General features: G+C 59.5%; 12 protein-coding genes. 7 read left to right on the top strand and 5 right to left on the bottom strand.

Annotated elements, in window-relative coordinates:
* Nucleotides 1-115: 115 nt before the first annotated feature.
* Nucleotides 116-1,351: a sterol desaturase family protein gene (locus tag K0P33_RS31060; protein WP_094948773.1), complete on the top strand. Its 1,236-nt coding sequence runs from the start codon at nucleotides 116-118 to the stop codon at nucleotides 1,349-1,351.
* Here the strand turns inward: K0P33_RS31060 and K0P33_RS31055 are convergent.
* On the bottom strand, nucleotides 1,332-1,967 hold the full coding sequence (locus K0P33_RS31055) for a DedA family protein (RefSeq protein WP_242153430.1): 636 nt from the start codon (nucleotides 1,965-1,967) through the stop codon (nucleotides 1,332-1,334). The two genes, K0P33_RS31060 and K0P33_RS31055, sit on opposite strands and share 20 nt — an antisense overlap.
* Before the next feature lie 208 nt (nucleotides 1,968-2,175).
* On the opposite strand from K0P33_RS31055, the gene hemB reads away from it, so the two are divergent.
* Both hemB and ppk1 read left to right on the top strand, forming a co-directional pair.
* The gene (gene hemB / locus K0P33_RS31050; RefSeq protein WP_094948774.1) at nucleotides 2,176-3,189 is read left to right on the top strand and encodes a porphobilinogen synthase; all 1,014 of its coding nucleotides are present in this window, start codon (nucleotides 2,176-2,178) and stop codon (nucleotides 3,187-3,189) included.
* 18 nt (nucleotides 3,190-3,207) lie between these two features.
* The gene (gene ppk1, locus K0P33_RS31045) at nucleotides 3,208-5,430 is read left to right on the top strand and encodes a polyphosphate kinase 1 (protein WP_094948775.1); all 2,223 of its coding nucleotides are present in this window, start codon (nucleotides 3,208-3,210) and stop codon (nucleotides 5,428-5,430) included.
* Nucleotides 5,431-5,552: 122 nt separating this feature from the next.
* Here ppk1 and ppx read toward each other — a convergent pair whose 3' ends face one another.
* Nucleotides 5,553-7,055 (bottom strand): exopolyphosphatase, encoded by a 1,503-nt coding sequence (gene ppx, locus K0P33_RS31040; protein ID WP_094948776.1) that lies wholly within the window; start codon nucleotides 7,053-7,055, stop codon nucleotides 5,553-5,555.
* 483 nt (nucleotides 7,056-7,538) lie between these two features.
* Between ppx and K0P33_RS31035 the strand changes: the two genes are divergently transcribed.
* The 4 genes from K0P33_RS31035 (at nucleotide 7,539) to K0P33_RS31020 (ending at nucleotide 12,064) form a co-directional block, all read left to right on the top strand.
* Nucleotides 7,539-8,192 carry a DUF1120 domain-containing protein gene (locus K0P33_RS31035; protein WP_242153427.1) on the top strand — a complete coding sequence of 218 codons (654 nt, stop codon included), beginning with the start codon at nucleotides 7,539-7,541 and terminating at the stop codon, nucleotides 8,190-8,192.
* Nucleotides 8,193-8,327: 135 nt separating this feature from the next.
* A complete protein-coding gene (locus K0P33_RS31030) occupies nucleotides 8,328-9,014 on the top strand; it encodes a fimbria/pilus chaperone family protein (RefSeq protein ID WP_242153425.1) in 687 nt (228 codons plus the stop codon).
* Between the two features lie 70 nt (nucleotides 9,015-9,084).
* Complete coding sequence (locus tag K0P33_RS31025; RefSeq protein ID WP_242153422.1) at nucleotides 9,085-11,523, top strand: fimbria/pilus outer membrane usher protein; 2,439 nt, start codon at nucleotides 9,085-9,087, stop codon at nucleotides 11,521-11,523.
* Nucleotides 11,513-12,064 (top strand): hypothetical protein, encoded by a 552-nt coding sequence (locus K0P33_RS31020; RefSeq protein ID WP_094948780.1) that lies wholly within the window; start codon nucleotides 11,513-11,515, stop codon nucleotides 12,062-12,064. The genes K0P33_RS31025 and K0P33_RS31020 overlap by 11 nt, the downstream gene beginning before the upstream one ends.
* On the opposite strand, the gene K0P33_RS31015 is transcribed toward K0P33_RS31020, so the two are convergent.
* The 3 genes from K0P33_RS31015 to K0P33_RS31005 are packed head-to-tail and all read right to left on the bottom strand — an operon-like array spanning nucleotide 12,036 to nucleotide 14,075.
* Entirely contained in the window at nucleotides 12,036-12,773 is a 738-nt protein-coding gene (locus K0P33_RS31015) for an amino acid ABC transporter ATP-binding protein (RefSeq protein ID WP_094948781.1), read from the bottom strand. The two genes, K0P33_RS31020 and K0P33_RS31015, sit on opposite strands and share 29 nt — an antisense overlap.
* A complete protein-coding gene (locus tag K0P33_RS31010) occupies nucleotides 12,760-13,410 on the bottom strand; it encodes an amino acid ABC transporter permease (RefSeq protein WP_094948782.1) in 651 nt (216 codons plus the stop codon). Before K0P33_RS31010 ends, K0P33_RS31015 begins: the two co-directional genes overlap by 14 nt.
* A complete protein-coding gene (locus K0P33_RS31005; RefSeq protein WP_094948783.1) occupies nucleotides 13,407-14,075 on the bottom strand; it encodes an amino acid ABC transporter permease in 669 nt (222 codons plus the stop codon). The genes K0P33_RS31010 and K0P33_RS31005 overlap by 4 nt, the downstream gene beginning before the upstream one ends.
* Nucleotides 14,076-14,080 lie beyond the last annotated feature (5 nt).

Genomic DNA, 14,080 nt, shown 5'->3' with positions numbered 1-14,080 from the left:
AGTATTTCTCCCTATTTCATGGCGTTAAATGTCTACTAATTTGTCACCTGTTGCCAATGGGATCTTGCTCCGCTACACCTAATCTTGATGTAACAAAAATAGACCGGACTAGCCCATGGACTTCGTGCCTTACGCGGTACCGTTTTTCATCGCCTTGATCGTGGTTGAGCTGCTCGCCGACCACTGGCGCGGCGAGCGCAACTACCGGGTGGCGGACGCCATCAACAGCCTCAGCACCGGCGTGCTCTCGACCACCACGGGGCTGCTGACCAAAGGCGTGGGCCTGCTGACCTACGCGTTCGCCCTCAAGCACCTGGCACTGATCGAACTGCCTGCCCAGAGCGTGTGGACCTGGGTGTTCGCCTTCGTCTTCTACGACTTCTGCTACTACTGGCTGCATCGCTGCGGCCATGAGCGCAATATTCTGTGGGCCGCGCACTCGGTGCATCACCAGAGTGAGGACTACAACCTGACCACCGCTTTGCGCCAGACCAGCACCGGCTTTCTGCTGAGCTGGATCTTCTACTTGCCTCTGGCCGTGGTGGGCGTGCCGCTGGTGGTGTTTATCAGCGTGGCGTCGCTCAATCTGCTGTATCAATTCTGGGTGCACACCCGCCATGTGCCCAAGCTCGGCTGGTTCGAGTGGTTCTTCGTCACACCGTCCAATCATCGGGCCCACCATGCACAGAACGCTCTCTACATGGATCGCAACTACGGCGGGGTGTTCATTATTTGGGACCGCCTGTTCGGCAGTTTCCAGGAAGAAGACGATAACGAACCGGTGATCTTTGGCGTCACCACGCCTTTAGCCAGTTGGAACCCGCTGTGGGCCAACCTGCAGTTTTATGCGCAGTTATGGAGTGACGCACGACGTACCGAGAGCGGGTGGGACAAGCTGCGCATCTGGTTCATGCGCACCGGCTGGCGCCCGGCAGACGTTAAAGCCAAATACCCGCTGGCTAAGCCTGACTTGAGCCAGTTCCGCAAATTCGAAGTGCCGTTGGACGCGCGCCAGCAGGTCTACATCGCCCTGCAATTTGCAGCGTATGTGGGGTTTGGCAGTTATCTGATGAATTTTGGCGAAGGGCTGTCTACGGCGGCGCTGATCCTGGGCTGGAGTGCGATGGCGTTGGGGTTGTTTACGCTGGGCGTGGCCCTGGAGAACCGCCCTTGGGCGCTAAAGGCTGAGCTGGTGCGCCTGGGGCTGAATGTGCCGCTGGTGTGGCTGGCGCCGGCGGTCGGGCTGTGGCCGGCCAGCAACTTGGGCTGGCTGGGCCTGGTGAGTTACAGCTTGCTCAGCGTGATCGGCCTCTACTGTTGCAGAGACCGGCTTACTCGATTGGCGTCTTAGGCGCCTCGACCGTGGCGGGCTCGGCGGCGAGCCGGGCTTTTGCATCTTCGCAGGCCTGGCGGGCAATGCGTGCGTTCTTGAAGCGGCGACGCAGCCACAGGCCTAAGCCCAGCAGCAGTAGCGCGCCCAACACCCACAGCTCATATTTCTTGATGCTGCCCAGCATGCCTTCCAATACCGCGCCAAAATGGTACGCCGCAGCGCCAAGCGCTGCCGCCCACACCGCTGCGCCAATGCCGTTCAGCACCAAATAGCGCAAAGGCGGGTAACCGGACAAGCCAATCGCCACAGGCATGACGGTGCGCAGACCATAGACGAACCTGAAGCTCAGCACCCAGATGTCCGGATGCTTACGGATATGTTCCAGCGCTTTGTCGCCCATCAATTGCCAGCGCGGCTTGCGCGCCAGCAGTTTGCGGCCGTGCTTGCGCCCCATGAAGTACCACAGCTGGTCGCCGGCGTAGCTGCCACAAAAGGCAACGACCACGACCAGATTGATATCCATGTATCCACGGAACGCCAAGAAGCCTGCGAGAACCAGGATGGTCTCGCCTTCAAAGAACGTGCCCAAGAAGAGCGCAAAGTAGCCGAAGTCATGCAGAAATTGTTGAAGCATGGTCTGGGGTGCTGGCGAAATGAACGCGCAGCCTACGCCTTCGTGAACATTCATGAAAGTATCGAGATGTGTCACGAAGTGAACAATTCCTACATAAACGACGAATGCGACTACAGGTCGCATCGATAAGCACAACTGTCATTCCTTCGTCATAATGGCCGCTTATAACTGCAACGCTCGCCCGTAAACGCGGGCTCAGGAGTCTGTCGTGAGCTTTACCCCTGCCAATCGCCTGTTCCCTGCCACCCGCCTGCGCCGTAACCGTCGTGATGATTTTTCTCGCCGCCTGGTCCGTGAAAACGTGCTGACGACGAATGATCTGATCCTGCCGGTGTTTGTGCTGGACGGTGAAAATCGTCGGGAAGCAGTGGCGTCGATGCCGGGTGTGGAGCGTTTGACCATTGATCAGTTGCTGATCGAGGCGGCGAACTGGGTCGAACTGGGGATCCCGGCGGTTGCGCTGTTTCCGGTGACGCCGTCTGAACTCAAGTCGCTTGATGCTGCGCAAGCCTGGAACCCGCAAGGTATCGCTCAGCGCGCCACCCGCGCCTTGCGCGAGCGTTTCCCGGAACTGGGGGTGATCACCGACGTGGCGCTGGACCCGTTCACCACCCACGGCCAAGATGGCATTCTTGACGAAGACGGCTATGTTCAAAACGACATTACCGTCGATGCGCTGGTTAAACAGGCGTTGTCCCACGCAGCCGCAGGCGCCCAGGTCGTCGCGCCGTCGGACATGATGGATGGCCGCATCCAGGCGATTCGCGAAGCCCTGGAGCTGGCCGGTTACGTTAACGTACGGATCATGGCCTACTCGGCCAAGTACGCCAGCGCCTATTACGGCCCGTTCCGCGATGCGGTGGGCTCGGCGCTGAACCTGGGCAAGGCTAACAAGGCCTCGTACCAGATGGACCCGGCCAACAGCCATGAAGCCCTGCACGAAGTGGCGGCCGACCTGGCCGAAGGTGCCGACATGGTGATGGTCAAGCCTGGGATGCCTTACCTGGACATCCTTTATCGGGTCAAAGAGGAATTCAAGGTGCCGACCTTTGTCTATCAGGTCAGCGGTGAATACGCCATGCACATGGCCGCGATCCAGAATGGTTGGTTGAGTGAAGGGGTGATCCTCGAATCCCTGACTGCCTTTAAACGTGCTGGCGCTGATGGCATCCTGACCTACTTCGCCGCCCGCGCTGCCCAATTGCTTAGAGAGCAACAATAGCCCTCACAGGAACACTCGATGAATACCGAAGGACTCTCAGAAGTTGCCGTAAAAGACGCTCACCCGGTGGTGGAACAAGTCACCGAGACCCCGCCGGAGCTGGAGCCCGCAGCGCCTGCGGTAGTGGCCGAAGCACCGGCGCCAGCCCCGGTGGTCGCGGTGACCAACCTGGATGACAGCAGCCTGTACATCCACCGCGAGCTGTCACAACTGCAATTCAACATTCGCGTGCTCGAGCAGGCGCTGGATGAGTCCTATCCGCTGCTGGAGCGGCTGAAATTCTTGCTGATCTTCTCCAGCAACCTGGACGAGTTCTTCGAGATCCGTGTCGCCGGCCTCAAGAAGCAAATTACCTTCGCCCGCGAACAAGCCGGCGCCGACGGCCTGCAGCCGCATCAAGCCCTGGCGCGCATCAGCGAGCTGGTGCACGGCCATGTAGACCGCCAATACGCGATCCTCAACGACATCCTGCTGCCGGAGCTGGAAAAACATCAGGTCCGCTTCATCCGTCGTCGCCACTGGACCACCAAGATCAAGACCTGGGTGCGCCGTTACTTCCGTGACGAGATTTCACCGATCATCACCCCGATCGGCCTCGACCCGACGCACCCGTTCCCGTTGCTGGTAAACAAGAGCCTGAACTTCATCGTCGAGCTGGAAGGCATTGACGCCTTCGGTCGCGACTCGGGCCTGGCGATCATCCCGGCGCCGCGGTTGTTGCCACGGATCATCAAGGTACCGGAAGAGGTGGGTGGCGCTGGCGACAACTATGTATTCCTGTCATCGATGATCCACGCGCATGCCGATGACCTGTTCCAGGGCATGAAGGTAAAAGGCTGCTACCAGTTCCGCCTGACCCGTAACGCCGACTTGGCACTGGACTCCGAAGACGTCGAAGACTTGGCCCGCGCCCTGCGCGGTGAGCTGTTCTCGCGCCGCTACGGTGACGCAGTGCGCCTGGAAGTGGCCGATACCTGCCCTAAACACCTGTCCGACTACCTGCTCAAGCAGTTCAACCTGGCTGAGTCCGAGTTGTACCAGGTCAATGGCCCGGTGAACCTGACGCGCCTGTTCAGCATAACCAGCCTGGACAGCCACCCGGAACTGCAATACACGCCGTTCACGCCGCAGATCCCGAAACTGCTGCAAAACAGCGAGAACATCTTCAGCGTGGTGAGCAAGCAGGACATTCTGCTGTTGCACCCCTTCGAGTCCTTTACCCCGGTGGTCGACCTGCTGCGCCAGGCCGCCAAAGACCCGCATGTATTGGCCGTGCGCCAGACCCTGTACCGCTCCGGCGCCAACTCAGAAATCGTCGATGCGCTGGTAGACGCCGCGCGTAACGGTAAGGAAGTCACCGCGGTGATCGAGTTGCGTGCGCGGTTTGACGAAGAGTCCAACCTGCAATTGGCCAGCCGCCTGCAGGCAGCCGGTGCGGTGGTGATCTACGGCGTGGTCGGCTTCAAGACCCACGCCAAGATGATGCTGATCCTGCGTCGCGAAGCCGGAGAGATCGTGCGTTACGCGCACTTGGGTACCGGTAACTACCACGCCGGTAACGCCAAGCTCTACACCGACTACAGCCTGTTGACCTCCGACGATGCCTTGTGTGAAGACGTCGGCAAGTTGTTCAGCCAGTTGATCGGCATGGGCAAGACCTTGCGCATGAAGAAGCTGCTGCACGCGCCGTTCACGCTCAAGAAGGGCATGCTCGACATGATTGCCCGCGAAACCCAGTTCGCCCTCGACGGCAAACCGGCGCACATCATTGCCAAGTTCAACTCGCTGACCGATCCGAAGATCATCCGCGCGCTGTACAAGGCCAGCCAGTCCGGTGTGCGCATCGACCTGGTGGTGCGCGGCATGTGCTGCCTGCGCCCAGGCATTGTCGGCGTGTCGCATAACATCCATGTGCGCTCGATCATCGGCCGCTTCCTGGAGCACACGCGGGTGTTCTACTTCCTCAACGGCGGCGAAGAGCAGATGTTCCTCTCCAGTGCCGACTGGATGGAGCGCAACCTCGATAAGCGGGTGGAGACGTGCTTCCCGGTGGAAGGCAAGAAGCTGATCATGCGCGTCAAGAAAGAACTGGAAAGCTACCTGACCGACAACACCCACAGCTGGAGCCTGCAATCGGACGGCCGTTACGTGCGTAACACCCCGACCGGCAACCAGAACCCGCGCAGTGCGCAGGCGACGTTGCTGGAGAAGCTGGGTAGCCCGATTCTTGTGGTGAATTAAGGCTGTACTTGGCACCCAAAAAATGGCCCTCTAGAGGGCCATTTTTATTTGCACTTTTGAGTGATGTGCAAGCCCGCTCGCCACAACAAGCCTGTCTGCCACGATAGCCATCAGCGCCCGAGTTAGCGCAGGTTTAATGTGAACCCCACCCGCGTCAGCCACTCCGCTTCCTGGGCGAAGTCCGCCTGGGTCAGTTGGTTTTCATCCAGCCAGCCTTTGGGGAACACCACGTCCAGGCTGTCGCCGTTGGCGCGCAGGGCCACCTGGGGCATTTCCTGGGTGCCACGGATGTGGTGGAACAGGATCGCAAAGCGCAGCAGCACGCACAGGCGGATCAGCTTGCTGCCCTCGCTGCCGAAGTCGGCAAACTTGTCCTTGGGGATGTTGCGGCGATGGCCGCGCACCAGCAGGGCGAGCATCTGTTGGTCTTCGCGGGAGAAGCCGGCGAGGTCCGAGTGCTCGATCAGGTAGGCGCCATGCTTGTGGTAATGGTAGTGGGCGATGTCCAGGCCCACCTCATGCACCTTGGCGGCCCAGCCGAGCAGCTCGCGCCAGACGCCGTCTTCCAGGTCCCAGTCTTCGGCTACTTGGTCGAAAGCATGCAGGGCTTTGCGTTCCACGCGCGCGGCTTGTTCCAGGTCGACGTGATAACGCTCCATCAACGAGCTGAGGGTGCGCTCACGCACGTCTTCATGGTGATGGCGGCCCAGCAGGTCGTAGAGCACGCCTTCGCGCAGGGCGCCGTCGCAGTGGTCCATGCGTTGCAATTCGAGGGCGTCGAAGATCGCCTCGAGGATCGCCAGACCGGCCGGAAAGATGGTGCGACGGTCGGGCTTGATACCGTCGAAATCGATTTTCTCTGCATCGCCCAGCTTGAACAGCTTGCGCTTGAGCCACGCCAGGCCTTCGGCGTTGACCTCACCGGTGCCATGGCCGCCAGCTTTCAGCGCCAGGCCAATAGCGCGAATGGTGCCGGACGAGCCGATGGCCTCATCCCAGGTCAGGCGGTGCAGGGCGTGCTCGATGCTCATGATTTCCAGGCGCGCGGCCGTGTAGGCCTGGGCATAGCGCGCCGGGGTGATCTTGCCGTCCTTGAAATAACGTTGGGTGTAACTGACGCAACCCATCTGCAGGCTTTCGCGCAGCAGCGGTTCAAAACGCTGGCCGATGATGAATTCGGTACTGCCGCCACCGATGTCGGCCACCAGGCGCTTGCCGGGGGTGTCAGCCAGGGTGTGGGACACGCCGAGGTAGATCAGGCGTGCTTCTTCGCGGCCCGAGATGACTTCTACGGGGTGCCCGAGGATTTCCTCGGCGCGGCGGATGAATTCGCCGCGGTTGCGTGCTTCACGCAAGGCGTTGGTGCCGACGATTCGCACGGCGCCCAGGGGCATGCCGTTGATCAGTTGGGCAAAACGCTTGAGGCAATCGAGCCCGCGCTGCATGGATTCTTCATTGAGCTGGCGCTCGTCGTCGATCCCGGCAGCCAGTTGTACTTTTTCGCCGAGCCGCTCAAGGATGCGGATTTCGCCGTTCTGGGCCTTGGCCACGACCATGTGAAAGCTGTTGGAGCCCAGGTCGATGGCGGCGATCAGGGACAGATTCTTGGCTTGGGATTGCGGCATGGTTTGGGGGTCTCGGTCGATAACCCGACCATCGTGCCACGATCGACCGCCGCCGCCAACGCGTGTGCTTCAGTAATTTGCGTGATGCTGTCTGTGAGGAATTCTTGTGGGAAATGTAGGATTGTTTTGTAAGTGTGCGTTGAATGAGGTGTTCGATACTGTAGGGGGTTTTAACTGTCTACTGTTGCAAGGCGCCTTATTGTTTTTCCTACAGTGGAAGAGTCGATAGGGATCTTTATTGTTTTGCTCAGTACTACATTGTCGATGGGTTAAGGCGATTATTTGTTTTTACTATTCCCACAGTGACTGATGTGTTGTCTGATTCTTTAAGTCAGTGCCAAAGCGACAGACTGTCATCGGCAATTTTGCCTGGGTGGTATTTATTTATCGTCGTGCATGTCCCGGAAGATAGTTGTTAGGCGATGGAGTCGCCAAGGCGCAAATAAAAAACACCTGATAACTTATTTTAGTGACAGGATAAAAATGAAAAGAATTGTTGGATTGACTCTCGGTATCGCGTGCCTGACTGCAGCCTTGAGTGCTCAGGCAGCGGGCAGCGCCCAATTAAGCGTCAAGGGTACGATCAAACCTGCAGCCTGTAGTCTCAGCCTGACGGGCAACGGTGAGATCAACTACGGCACGATTCACTCCGGCGATTTGTCCCAGGCAGCGTTCACCCCGCTCGCAGAGAAGACCACTGGCTTTAACGTCAGGTGCGATGCGAAGAGCACGTTCGCAATCACCTTCTCCGATTTGCAAATGGGCAGCAAGGTGACGAATATCCTGGGTGCGGGGTATAGCGAATCGCAAAACTTTGGTTTGGGGGCTGTAGGCGCCCAGCGCACCGGTGGCTATTCGGTCACTCTCCGGGACCTGGTGGCGTCCGGTACAACCCTACAGCCAATCATGCGTAACAGCAGTGGTAACTCTTCCGCCCCGTGGCAGCTCAGTGATGGCAAAGTTGCACAACTCAGCCAGTACTCGTGGCGCTATGGTGCTGCCGTCGCACCCGCCTCTATTAGCCAGTTGACGGGCACGATTGCGGTGAAAGCGGTCATCAATAGGGCGGCGGATCTAAACTTGACCAACGAAGTCCGCCTTGATGGGCGCGCGACGATTGTATTGAATTACACCTAAGCAACGGAAAACAGCCGATCAAGAAACTAACACTTCCTGATGGGCTGTTTTTTTATGGGTGTTTGTCTGCCAATGGTCAGCTTTATCGGTTGCGGGGAACATTGAGTGCGTAATTGTTCAGTACTAAGTTGTGCCGTGTTGTTGAGTGCAAGTGCTTGTCTGTTATTTACTGCCGTTGCAGCGGCGGACGGCATGCAGCCTGAAACAACTGTGGTGGTGCTTTATGAAGAAGAAGGCGAAGCCACAATAAATGTTAAGAATACCGATGCAGGGCCGGCGTTGCTTCATTCGGTCGTGGAGAACGTGCCCGAAGACCTGGAGCTGCTACTGATCGTCACACCGCCCATCGCCCGTGTGGAGGCGGGAGACACGCAATTGGTGCGTTTCATCAGCACCTTGAAGGAGCCGCTCAAGACTCAACGGCTCAAGCGCGTTTCCTTCGAGGGCATTCCCCAGGCGCGCGCAGCGAAAGGCGCGACCATCGGTATCACCATTCGCCAGAACTTGCCGTTGATCCTGCACCCACAAGGCCTGCCTCGGCATAACACACCCTGGGAGTTGCTGAAGTGGAAACGCGTGGGGGAGCGTCTTACCGTTCATAACGACAGTGCCTATATCGTGCGCATGACGGCGGATGTGCAGCTGCTTCCACAAGGCGTCAACGCTGTGATGCCGCGTACTTACATCTTGCCGGGCGAGGCGCTGGCGGTGACAGTCGACAGCCCTTTGGGCAGTGTGGCTGAGGTCGAGATTCAGCCGGCTAGTGTCTATGGGTTCGCAGTAGACAGGTATCGGGCCCCGATCAATGCCGATGAGGGTTGATCGACGCATGGCAAGCCCATCGAATAGGACCATCACGGCGTCTTTTTGGCTTGGCAGGCCGACGCTGCTCATGGGGTTTGCGACGCTGTGGGGGTTGCCCGGCCTTGTATCTGCGCAGGAGCTTGGTGAGGGGTTCGACCTTGCGGCACTGACAGCCCACGGTATCGACCCGAAGGTCTCCGATTACTTTCGCAACGCGGCGCGCTTTCGTGAGGGCGTCCAAGTGGTGGGGTTGCGCGTCAATGGCAACCCGCTTGGGCTGGTAGATGCACGGTTCGATCAAGAAGGCCGGTTATGTTTCACCCCTGGGTTTCTGGAAAAAGCCGGGCTGGTAACGCCTAGCGCAATCATTCAAGAGAACGCCACGCCGGACCAGGCCTGCCATGACTTCTTCGGGCAATTCCCGACGACGATGGTGAGGCTGCGTCCCGGCATTGACGAGGTGACGCTGGTAGTACCGACCCAGTCATTGCGTGATCCCCAGTGGGATGCGGGGCATTTCTCCAAAGGTGGGGCAGCGGCGTTGTTCAACTATGAAGTGCTGGGTTTCGACAGCCGTTCGCGCAGTGGGCCCAGCCGGTTCGTCTCCGCCTATACCGAGGCGGGTTTTAACCTTGATGACTGGATTGTTCGCAGCCGCCAGTTCTATGTGTCTGACAACGGTAAGGCCCGTACCGAACACCTCTACGCTTATGCACAGCGGGATATCGCCGCGCTGCAGTCGACTTTTCAGGTGGGCCAGATCTCCAGTAATAACCCACTGTTTGGCGGCGTGCAGTTGTCCGGCCTGCAGTTTTCCCCTGATGGGCAATCACGCACGCCTGCAGGCAGCAACAATGCCGTGGTGGAAGGGCTTGCGCAGAGCCAGTCACGCATTGAAGTTCGTCAGTCCGGCGTATTGATCCACAGCACGCTAGTGCCCGAGGGCCCCTTCCGTTTGACGGGGCTGGCATTGCTCAATGGCACCAGTGACCTGGAGGTCAGCGTAATCGATGTGCGTGGCGCCAGGCGTAGCTTCGTGGTGCCGGCGGCTTCATTCGCGGGGGCTGTGCCGGCGGCACCGGGTTACTATTTTTCTGCCGGTAAGCTGCGCAAAAATGCGGGCGAAGAAGGCCCGACGCCGGTGGTTGCCATGGGCAGCGGCACCTGGGGGTTGGGTCGCGACTCGTCTGCAGGCTTTGGCTTGTTGAGTACCGATGACTACTGGGCGGCAGGCGGCACACTGAGCAGCATATTCTTCCAGCGGGTTTCCGTGGGCACACGGCAGAACTTGTCCAGAGACAGCAAAAATGCAGTGTCCGGGGTGCGTAGCAGTGTGTCGGTTAGCAGCCCGCTGGCCGCCAATATCGACGTCAGCCTCAGCGCAACGAACCAAACGCGGGGTTATCGCGAGGTACTTGAAGTCGGCCGGTCATACAGGGGCGATGAGCTCAATTCGCGTTTCAAGAACCAGTACACGGCAAGCGTGAGTTGGGCGGATGCCACGCTAGGCGTTTTCTCTGCGGGCTATACCCGCAGTTCTCAATTTGACGGGCAAACCGCCGAACATGTGTCGGCCTCGTGGAACACATCATTCAGTCGCGCTGATGTTGCATTGATTGCCGATGCGCAAGTAGGCGGCACGCAGTCTGGCCGCGACACCACGCTTGCCGGCCGGCGACGTGATAACAGTCAGGAGAATGACCTGTCCTTGCGGCTACAGGTCAGCGTGCCCCTGGGCGGGGACCGTCGCGTGAGCAGCTACACCAGTCGCCGTGGCGACCGGTTCACCGCGGGTGCAGCGCTCAGTGAGCGGGTCAATGAGTACGTGAATTACGAAGTAGGCGTCGAACGGGACATCAGGGCTCGGGAGCAATCTGTTCGCGGGAACGTGGACGTCCTGGCGCGTTATTCCCGCGTTGGCCTGGGTGTCAGCCGTGATCCGCTGGGCACCAACTACACAGGGCAGTTGCAAGGTGGCGTGGTGGCTCACGAAGGAGGGGTGACCTTCTCGCCTTATACCGTGCAGGACACATTCGGCATCGTCTCGGTAGGCGACATTGGCGCTGCAAAAGTCGAAACGCCCCAAGGCCCGGTGTGGACCGATTCCAGCGGGAAGGCGGTGATCGCCGGTTTGCCGGCCTACACCAACAGCCGAGTCGAGGTACAGACCCAGTCCTTGCCCAAGCGCGTGGACCTGAAAAACGGCACCCAGGTGCTCACTGCCGGGCGCGGTTCCTTTAATGCCGTGAATTTCGACGTAGTGAAAGTGCGCCGCGTATTGCTCACCGCGAATGATCAGCAGGGCCGACCATTGCCCCAGGGCGCCTCGGTGTTCGGTAAGAACAATCGCTTCCTGACCAGCGTGGTGGGTGAAGGCATGATTTTCCTCAACGACGTCGATGAGGCGCAAAGCCTGCGGGTTTCGTTGCCGGATTCTTCCACCTGCCTGTTGCGCATTGACCTCGAGACCCCGCCAGACAATGACAAGTTCTATGAAACCAACTCGGCGGTGTGCCATGGCCAATAAGCTTAAGAACCTACCTTTGGCGTTGCTCTGCACAGTGCTGGCAGTGCCTGACGCTTGGGCCGAAAACTGTCGGTTATCGCTGAGTCAGCCGCGCATCGACTATGGCGCTATACGCCGAGAAGCGCGCGTTGAAAGCGCCTCCTTGGTGCTCGGCACTCGCTCGTTGCGCCTGAGCGTTCTTTGCACTGAGCCTGCGGCCATAGCGCTGCGTTTTATCGGCATAGCGGCCGATGGGCAGGGTTTTCAGTTTGGTCGCCAGGGGCGTTTTCGCTTGACCCTCAAACACGCCCAGGTGGATGGGCATGCAGTCGGCTGGGTTGCTGCGCAGCTGCCCGGCGAGCCTGCCAGTGGGCAACTGCTGCCCGGCCAGACGTTGATGGCGCGAATAGCAGGGATGCCCTTGGTAGGCCGGCAATTGACCGCCCAAGTTGATATCGACACCGAACTGCCCGCCGACGCCTTGCACGTGCGCGACGAGACGCGCCTGGAAGGGCTGGGCAGTTTCGAGCTGGTCAGCCCGGCTGTTCCACCGAGCCAATGAAGTTGGCAAGTTCCGGCGTTCTGGGGTTGGCGAACAAGGTCTTGGGATCGCCCACTTCATGCACCTTGCCTTGGTGCATAAACACCAGCTTGTCGCCGACTTCCCGGGCAAAACGCATTTCGTGGGTCACCATGATCAAGGTCATGCCGTCTTTTGCCAGTTGGCGCACCACACTGAGCACTTCATTGACCAATTCCGGGTCCAGGGCCGAGGTGATTTCGTCGCACAGCAGCACCTTGGGTGACATGGCCAGTGCACGCGCAATGGCCACGCGTTGCTGCTGGCCGCCGGACAGGCGATCCGGGAAGGCGTCGAACTTCTCGCCCAGCCCCACGCGTTCCAGCATCTGCCTGGCAAGCTGTGCGGCTTTGGCCTTGGGCACTTTCTGTACCACTTGCGGCGCGAGCATGACGTTTTCGCCCACTGTCAGGTGTGGGAACAGGTTGAACTGCTGGAACACCATGCCGACCTTCTGCCGCAGGCTGCGCAGGTCGGCGCGCGCGGCGTCAAGGTACTCGCCGTCGACTTCGATCACGCCGTCGTTAATCGATTCCAGGCCATTGAGGGTTCGCAGCAACGTGGATTTGCCCGAGCCACTGCGGCCGATGATCGCCACCACCTGGCCTTCATCCACCGTCAGGTCGATGCCCTTGAGTACGTGGTGGTCGCCGTAATACTTATGCAGGGCAGAAATTCTAAGCAGAGGCATGCAGTCTCCTTTCCAGGTAGCGGGCACTGAGGGACAAGGGGTAGCAGAGCAAAAAGTAACCGAGGGCCACCAGGCCGTAGACCATAAAGGGCTCGAAGGTGGCATTGGCGAGCATGCCGCCGGTCTTGGTCAGTTCGGTAAAACCGATAATCGAGGTCACGGCGGTGCCTTTGACCACTTGCACCGAGAACCCCACGGTAGGCGCCACGGCAATGCGCAGGGCTTGGGGCAGGATCACGTAGCGCAGTTGTTCAAGCGGGTTGAGGGCCAGGCTGGCCGACGCTTCCCATTGCCCGTGGGCGATGGATTCGACGCAGCCGCGCCAGATCTCGGCCAGGTAAGCGCTGGTAAACAGGGTCAAGGCAACTGCCGCCGCCAGCCAGGGCGAGATATCCACCCCCAGCAGGGCAATGCCGAAAAACACCAGGAACAGCTGCATCAACAGCGGCGTGCCCTGGAACAGTTCGATATAGGTGCGCGCAACATTACGCGGGAAGGCTTTGCGGCTGATGCGCATCGTCATCACCAGCAAGCCGATCAGACCGCCGCCGATAAACGCTACCAACGATAGCAACAGCGTCCATTGCAGGCCGGTGGCCAGGTTGCGCACGATGTCCCAGAACGAAAAATCACTCATCGGCTGTTCCTCATCACAAACCGGCGGCCAATCCAGTTGAGCAACTGGCGAATCATCAACGCCATGCACAGGTACACCAGCGTGGTCAGTGCGTAGGTTTCAAAGGCGCGGAAGTTACGCGACTGAATAAAGTTGGCGGCAAAGCTCAGCTCTTCGGTGGCGATCTGCGAACACACCGCCGAGCCGAGCATCACGATGATGATCTGGCTGCTCAGCGCCGGCCACACTTTGCCCAGCGCCGGCAGCAGCACCACGTGGCGGAACGCCTCGAAACGCGTCATCGCCAAGGCGGCAGCGGCTTCCAGCTGGCCGCGCGGGATGGCCTGGATGCCGGCGCGGATGATCTCGGTGGAATAGGCCCCCAGGTTGATCACCATCGCCAGCACGGCGGCTTGCCATTCGGTGATTTTCAGCCCCAGGGACGGCAGGCCGAAGAAGATGAAAAACAACTGCACCAGGAACGGCGTGTTGCGGATCAACTCGACATACACACCGAAGAACCAGGCGAACGGCTGGATCTTCCACGCCCGCACCACGGCGCCGACGGTGCCCAGGGCCACCCCCAATATCGCGCCGATGACCGTCAGCTCAAGCGTGAACAGCGCGCCGCGCAACAGCAGGTCGGTATTGGCCAGCACGGGCATAAAGTCGAATTGATAGGCCATCAATC

Origin of the sequence: Pseudomonas sp. ArH3a (assembly GCF_022648765.1) — a bacterium.
GTDB lineage: Bacteria > Pseudomonadota > Gammaproteobacteria > Pseudomonadales > Pseudomonadaceae > Aquipseudomonas.
The sequence above is the reverse complement of the archived record's forward strand: the minus strand, read 5'-3'. Positions and strand labels throughout refer to the sequence as shown.

What these genes read in the sequence shown, in the direction of transcription:
- K0P33_RS31060 (WP_094948773.1), top strand. Translation starts at nt 116, where the DNA reads ATGGACTTCGTGCCTTACGCGGTACCGTTTTTCATCGCCTTGATCGTG.
- K0P33_RS31055 (WP_242153430.1), bottom strand. Translation starts at nt 1,967, where the DNA reads ATGCTTCAACAATTTCTGCATGACTTCGGCTACTTTGCGCTCTTCTTG.
- ppk1 (WP_094948775.1), top strand. Translation starts at nt 3,208, where the DNA reads ATGAATACCGAAGGACTCTCAGAAGTTGCCGTAAAAGACGCTCACCCG.
- ppx (WP_094948776.1), bottom strand. Translation starts at nt 7,055, where the DNA reads ATGCCGCAATCCCAAGCCAAGAATCTGTCCCTGATCGCCGCCATCGAC.
- K0P33_RS31035 (WP_242153427.1), top strand. Translation starts at nt 7,539, where the DNA reads ATGAAAAGAATTGTTGGATTGACTCTCGGTATCGCGTGCCTGACTGCA.
- K0P33_RS31025 (WP_242153422.1), top strand. Translation starts at nt 9,085, where the DNA reads ATGGGGTTTGCGACGCTGTGGGGGTTGCCCGGCCTTGTATCTGCGCAG.
- K0P33_RS31020 (WP_094948780.1), top strand. Translation starts at nt 11,513, where the DNA reads ATGGCCAATAAGCTTAAGAACCTACCTTTGGCGTTGCTCTGCACAGTG.
- K0P33_RS31015 (WP_094948781.1), bottom strand. Translation starts at nt 12,773, where the DNA reads ATGCCTCTGCTTAGAATTTCTGCCCTGCATAAGTATTACGGCGACCAC.
- K0P33_RS31010 (WP_094948782.1), bottom strand. Translation starts at nt 13,410, where the DNA reads ATGAGTGATTTTTCGTTCTGGGACATCGTGCGCAACCTGGCCACCGGC.
- K0P33_RS31005 (WP_094948783.1), bottom strand. Translation starts at nt 14,075, where the DNA reads ATGGCCTATCAATTCGACTTTATGCCCGTGCTGGCCAATACCGACCTG.